Origin of the sequence: Mycobacterium gordonae (assembly GCF_002101675.1) — a bacterium.
Classification (GTDB): Bacteria; Actinomycetota; Actinomycetes; order Mycobacteriales; family Mycobacteriaceae; genus Mycobacterium; species Mycobacterium gordonae.
This window is the reverse complement of sequence record NZ_LQOY01000163.1, coordinates 1-5,659: the sequence shown is the minus strand read 5'-3', so window position 1 is coordinate 5,659 and position 5,659 is coordinate 1. Positions and strand designations below refer to the sequence as shown.

1 protein-coding gene and 1 pseudogene are annotated in these 5,659 nt (G+C 74.7%); one reads left to right on the top strand and one right to left on the bottom strand.

Annotated elements, in window-relative coordinates; all coding sequences use genetic code 11:
• Positions 1-3,317: PE family protein (locus tag AWC08_RS36695; protein WP_159460012.1), on the top strand; the 3,317-nt coding region annotated here is incomplete at its 5' end.
• A 403-nt stretch (positions 3,318-3,720) separates the two neighbouring features.
• Here the strand turns inward: AWC08_RS36695 and AWC08_RS36690 are convergent.
• Positions 3,721-5,659 (bottom strand): annotated as a pseudogene (locus tag AWC08_RS36690) (PE family protein); the annotation flags it as partial.

Genomic DNA, 5,659 nt, shown 5'->3' with positions numbered 1-5,659 from the left:
GCACTATCACCAGCATCGGCACCGGCGGTATCAGCAATAGTGGGGGCACCATCGCGGTAGGGGCCGGCGGTGCTGGCGGCGCCGGTGGTTTGGGTGGTGGCGGTGGCACCGGCGGTTTGTTAGGGGGCAATGGGGGTCATGGTGGGGCCGGCGGTGCCGGCGGCGCTGGCGGTGCCGGCGGCGATCTCACCGCCACTGCCAGCGGCGTCGCCAACAGCGGTATCAGCAATGTCTTCGGCACCATCACTGGTGGGATTGGCGGTGCTGGCGGCGCTGGTGGTTCGGCAGGTAGCGGCGGCGCCGGCGGTTTGTTATGGGGCAACGGGGGACACGGTGGCATCGGCGGTCCCGGCGGCAGCGGCGGTACCGGCGGTGATATTTCCGCCAGTGTCAGCAATGCCGACAGCTTCTTCGCGATCGGCATCAACAACGACTTGGGCGGCCGTATTTGGGGTGCAGCGGGCGGTGCTGGTGGCCTTGGTGGCGTGGGGGGTGCCGGCGGCGCCGGGGGCTGGTTGTGGGGTAACGGCGGCTACGGCGGTGCCGGTGGGGCCGCCGGTCACGGCGGCGCCGGCGGCAACATCACCTCCATCGCCGCCGCCACCTCGACCGGCCACGGCATTAGCGACTACCAGACCGTCCCCGGCGCGATTACGGGTGGGACCGGCGGGATCGGTGGCGACGGTGGCATGGGAGGTGCCGGCGGTAGCGGCGCGTGGTTGTGGGGTGACGGTGGCCACGGCGGGGACGGCGGCGGCGCCGCCCAGGGTGGTGCCGGCGGCAGCATCAGCGCCACCAGCACGGCCAGCACCTTCGCTGGTGGCATTGCATCCGGCGGCATTGCTGGTGGTGCTGGTGGTACCGGCGGCGCTGGTGGCCTGGGTGGTGGCGGCGGTGCCGGCGGGTGGCTATGGGGCGATGGTGGTCACGGTGGGGCCGGTGGGGCTGGCGCCCACGGCGGTTTCGGCGGCAACATCACCGCCGCCGCCGCTGCCACCGACGGCTCCGGCCTAACGCGCGGCATCATCAACGGCGGCGGCCGCGGCGCCCTCATTGCGGCTGGTGATGGCGGTGCGGCCGGCGCGGGTGGCCACGGCGGCGGCGGGGGTGCCGGCGGATGGTTGCGGGGTGACGGTGGGCACGGCGGAGCAGGTGGCGCCGCCGGCGAGGGTGGCGCCGGCGGCAGCATCTTGGCCTCTGCCACCGGTGGCGGCGAGGTACAGGGGGCTGTCACGGGTGACTTAGCCGTTGTCACTGGTGGCGCCGGCGGTACTGGCGGCGCCAGTGGGCGCGGAGGTGGCGGTGGTGCCGGCGGGTGGTTATGGGGTAACGGTGGGGCCGGCGGGGCCGGTGGGGCCGCCGGGCAAGGAGGCACCGGTGGCGGCATCACCGCCTCCGCCTCTGGCACCGGCAGCGGCGAGGTGCGGGGCGTCGTCAACAGCGCCCTCGGCGTCATCAGCGGTGGCGCCGGTGGTGCTGGTGGCGCCGGTGAGTTGGGAGGTGGCGGCGGTGCCGGCGGGTGGTTGCGAGGTGATGGCGGCGACGGGGGAGCCGCTGGGGCCGCCGCCCACGGCGGCACCGGCGGGAGCATAACCGCCACTGCCAGTGCCGCCGGTCCCAGCATCGATGTCCTCAACAACGGCACGATGAGGGGTGGTTCCGGAGGTGACGCCGGCCAAGGGGCGAACGGCGGGGCGGGCGGCCACTCCAAGCTGATCGGTAACGGCGGCAACGGCGGTCGAGGAGGCTACGGCGGCACTGGTGGCGCCGGCGGTACCGTCCCGAGCGGTGCAGGTGCCACCGGCAACCCCGGCGATAGCGGCGCGGGCGGCGCCGGGGGCCACGGGGGCGCCGGCGGTGCCGGCGGCAGCGGATTGTTGTGGGGCAACGGTGGTCACGGCGGTGCCGGCGGTGCCGGCGGTGCCGGTGGTTCCGGTGGTGCCGGCGGCAGCATCATCGCCACCAGCACCGGCACCTCGTTCGTGGAAGGCATTGACAACGCGGGCGTCGACAGCGTCGTTGCCGGTGGGGTTGGCGGTGCGGGGGGTGCCGGCGGTCTGGGTGGTGGCGGCGGGGCCGGCGGGTTGTTGTGGGGCGACGGTGGTGACGGTGGCGCCGGCGGTGCTGGTGGTGCTGGTGGTGCCGGCGGTGACATCACCGCCACCGCAACACCCAGCAACACCTCTTTCGCCGAGGTGTACGGCATTGCCGACAGCGGCGTCGGCGGCGTGATTACCGGCGGTCTTGGTGGCGTCGGTGGAGCCGGTGGCGCCGGTGGCCTTGGGGGTGCTGGCGGGTGGTTGGCGGGTGCTGGTGGTCACGGCGGAGCCGGTGGGGCCGCCGCTCAAGGCGGTGCCGGCGGCAGCATCTCTGCCACCGCCACCCACACGGGCACCACCAGCAATCCTTCCTTCCTGTACGGCCTTCGCAACGAGGGCGGAGGGGTGATTTCTGGTGGCAACGGTGGGGCCGCTGGTGCCGGTGGGCAGGGAGGTGGCGGCGGTGCCGGTGGGTGGTTGTGGGGTAGCGGTGGTCATGGCGGGACAGGCGGGGCCGCCGCTCAAGGCGGTACTGGCGGCAGCATCACCGCCAAAGGCAGCGGCGACGGGTTCTTCCTCACCGCGGGCGTTCGTAACGGCGAAGGAGGCGTCATTTCTGGTGGTCATGGTGGGGCCGGTGGCGCCGGCGGTCTGGGAGGTGGCGGTGGCGCCGGCGGGTGGTTGTGGGGTGATGGTGGCCACGGCGGGGCCGGCGGGGCCGGCGCCCAAGGTGGCACCGGCGGCAACATAATCGCGGACTGCAGCGGCAACTTCATCATGACCGGCATTGTCAACAGCGCCGGCGGCGTCATGTCGGGAGGCAACGGTGGGGCTGGTGGCGCCGGTGGTCTGGGAGGTGGCGGTGGTGCCGGCGGTTGGTTGTGGGGTGACGGTGGCCACGGCGGGGCCGGCGGGGCCGCCGCGCAAGGAGGCCACGGTGGCAGCATCACCGCCACCGTTAGCACCAGCACCAGCCCGAGCGGGGAAGTCGTCAACAACGGCATCATCGCCGGCGGTGCCGGCGGCGACGGGGGCCACGGAAGTTCGGGTGGTGCCGGAGGTAACTCCAAGCTGATCGGTGACGGCGGCGACGGCGGTCAAGGAAGCCCCGGCGGACCAGGCGGGGCCGGGGGTACCGTCCCGAGCGGTGCAGGCACTACGGGCAACCCCGGCACCAGCGGAGCCGATGGAGCCGATGGGGCCGATGGAGCCGGTGGAGCCGGTGCAGTCGGTGGCGCGCTATTGGGGACACCGGGAACATCTGGCGAAGTAGGATAAGCGACGCGGATTTACCTACTGCCGGCAGACAATTCGTCGCTCATCATGTCTTCGTGTCGTTCGCCTTTCGGGCGCAATTCGCCGACGCGATGACCGCTACCCTCCGCGCGAGGAGACGCCAAAGCCCCCATTTCGTGCCGAAATGAGGGGGCTTGGCGTCTGCCCGCGCGCGGCCGGACGAGTTGGTGTCAATTGGCGATTTCATAATCTCCGCATTTCCTCCCGAAACCGCGTTCAGCAGTGTTGACTGCGTTAGTCGGGGTGCAGCCGGATTGAAGCGTAAGCCCTTGGGCCGCAGAATAATTCGTTGCGGGAAAGCTGAACGTCGAGTTCTCGGATCCTGATCGACGCACCCGTTTCGTCCCCTCCGGCAACACCGGCCGGTAAGCGCCGTGGTCACCGGTCAGAAGGAACCACCCTTGCCACCCGTTCCGCCGGTCCCGCCGGCGCCGCCGTCGGGACCGACCGGAAGTTCGCCGGGGTCACCAGAAAGTCCGGGGTTCCCCGGCCCACCCGCACCCGAACCACCGTTGCCGCCGTCGCCGCCGTCCCCCCCGCTTCCACCGGCGAGGGTGCCGTGACCGCCAGTGCCGCCGTTGCCACCGCTTCCGCCCGCTGCGCCGACGAAGCCGGTGTCGCTACCGACGCCACCGTCGCCACCGTCTCCACCGCGGCCGCCGACTCCGGCGGGCCCGGTAGCCGCACCGCCAACGCCGCCGGCACCGCCGGCACCGGCGGAGTTGGTGCCGAGGATGGATCCGCCGCTTCCGCCAGTGCCGCCGCGGCCACCGGCGCCGCCCGCGACGGTGCCCGTGCCGCCGCTACCGCCGGTGCCACCCGAGCCTGGATTGATCAGGCCATCCCCGCCATTGCCGGCGTCCCCCCCGTTGCCGCCGCGGTTGCCCGTGCCGCCTTTGCCGCCATCGCCTCCAGCGCCGGCGCCTGACAGGCCGGCCGCGGAGCCTCCGGGGCCACCGTTGCCGCCGGTTCCTCCGTCGCCCGCGCTGCCGCCGGTGCCGCCGGTGCCGGCCAAACCGCCTGAGCCGCCATCACCGCCGCGGCCGCCCTTGCCGGCGTGGATGTCTGGAATGCCCTTGCCTATGTCGCCGGCAACTCCGGCACCGCCACGACCACCCTTACCGCCGTTGCCGCCGGCCCCGCCGTTGCCGTTGGTTCCGCCGGCGCTGTTGCCGCCCGCGCCCCCGGTCCCGCCCGCTCCACCTGTGGTGCCGTCGACGCCGGAAGTGCCGTCGGTGCCGGTGCCGCCGTCGCCGCCAATGCCCCCACTGCCGCCGCTGCCGGCACCGGTCACGCCGGCCCCGGCAGCGCCGCCGGCACCGCCGTTTCCGCCGTTGCCGGCGGCGCTGTTGAGTCCGCTGCCGCCATCGCCGCCCGAACCGCCGCTGCCGCCATGACCGCCGAGACCGGCGGTGCTTACGCCGCCCGTCCCCCCGGCGCCGCCCGTCCCGCCGGACCCGCCGTTAATCCCGCCGATGCCACCCGTGCCGCCGACACCACCGGTGCCGGCGGCGTAACCGTTCCCGCCGTCGCCTCCGGCTCCACCCGTCCCGCCGGCCTTCCCGGCGCCGCCGGTGCTACCCGCGCCGCCTGTTCCACCATTGCCGCCGGTGCCCTTGGAGCTGGAGCCGCCCGCGCCGCCCTTGCCGCCGGCGCCGGCGGCACCGGCGTCGCCGGTTGCGCCGCCACTTCCGCCGTCACCGCCGTCACCGCCTGCCACGGGCCCGGTGCCGCCTTGGCCGCCCGTGCCGCCGTCGCCGCTTCTGCCGTCTGCGGCCGGGCCGAGGCCGTTGGTGCCGCCGATGCCGCCGGCGCCGCCGGCACCGCCGGATCCTGCCGCGCTGGCGCCGCCCTTGCCGCCAGTGCCTCCCGTGCCGCCGTTGCCGCCGAAGCCGCCGCCGTCGCCGGTCGCATTGCCGGCGCCGCCGGTGCCGGCCTGCCCGCCATCGCCGCCGGCGCCGCCGGCAAGAGCCCCGAAGCCGCCGTCGCCTCCAGTGCCCCCGCGCCCACCGTTGCCGCCGACGATGGTGCCGACGCCGTTGGTGCCGGTGCCCCCGGTGCCGCCGTGACCGCCGGCACCGCCGGCGCCGCGGGCACCGGTGCCCGTACCACCGGTACCGCCGGTGCCGCCGGCGCCGCCCCCGGTGCCGCCGTCGCCGCCCGCGCCGCCGTTGCCGCCCGCAACGGTGCCGCTGCCGCCGTTGCCGCCGCTGCCGCCCGTGCCGGCGCTGCCGCCCGCGCCGGTGCCGCCGTTGCCCCCGGCGCCCCCGTCGCCTCCGCGGTTGCCGGGGAGGAGAAGGCCTCGCCGCCCTGACCGCCGAAGC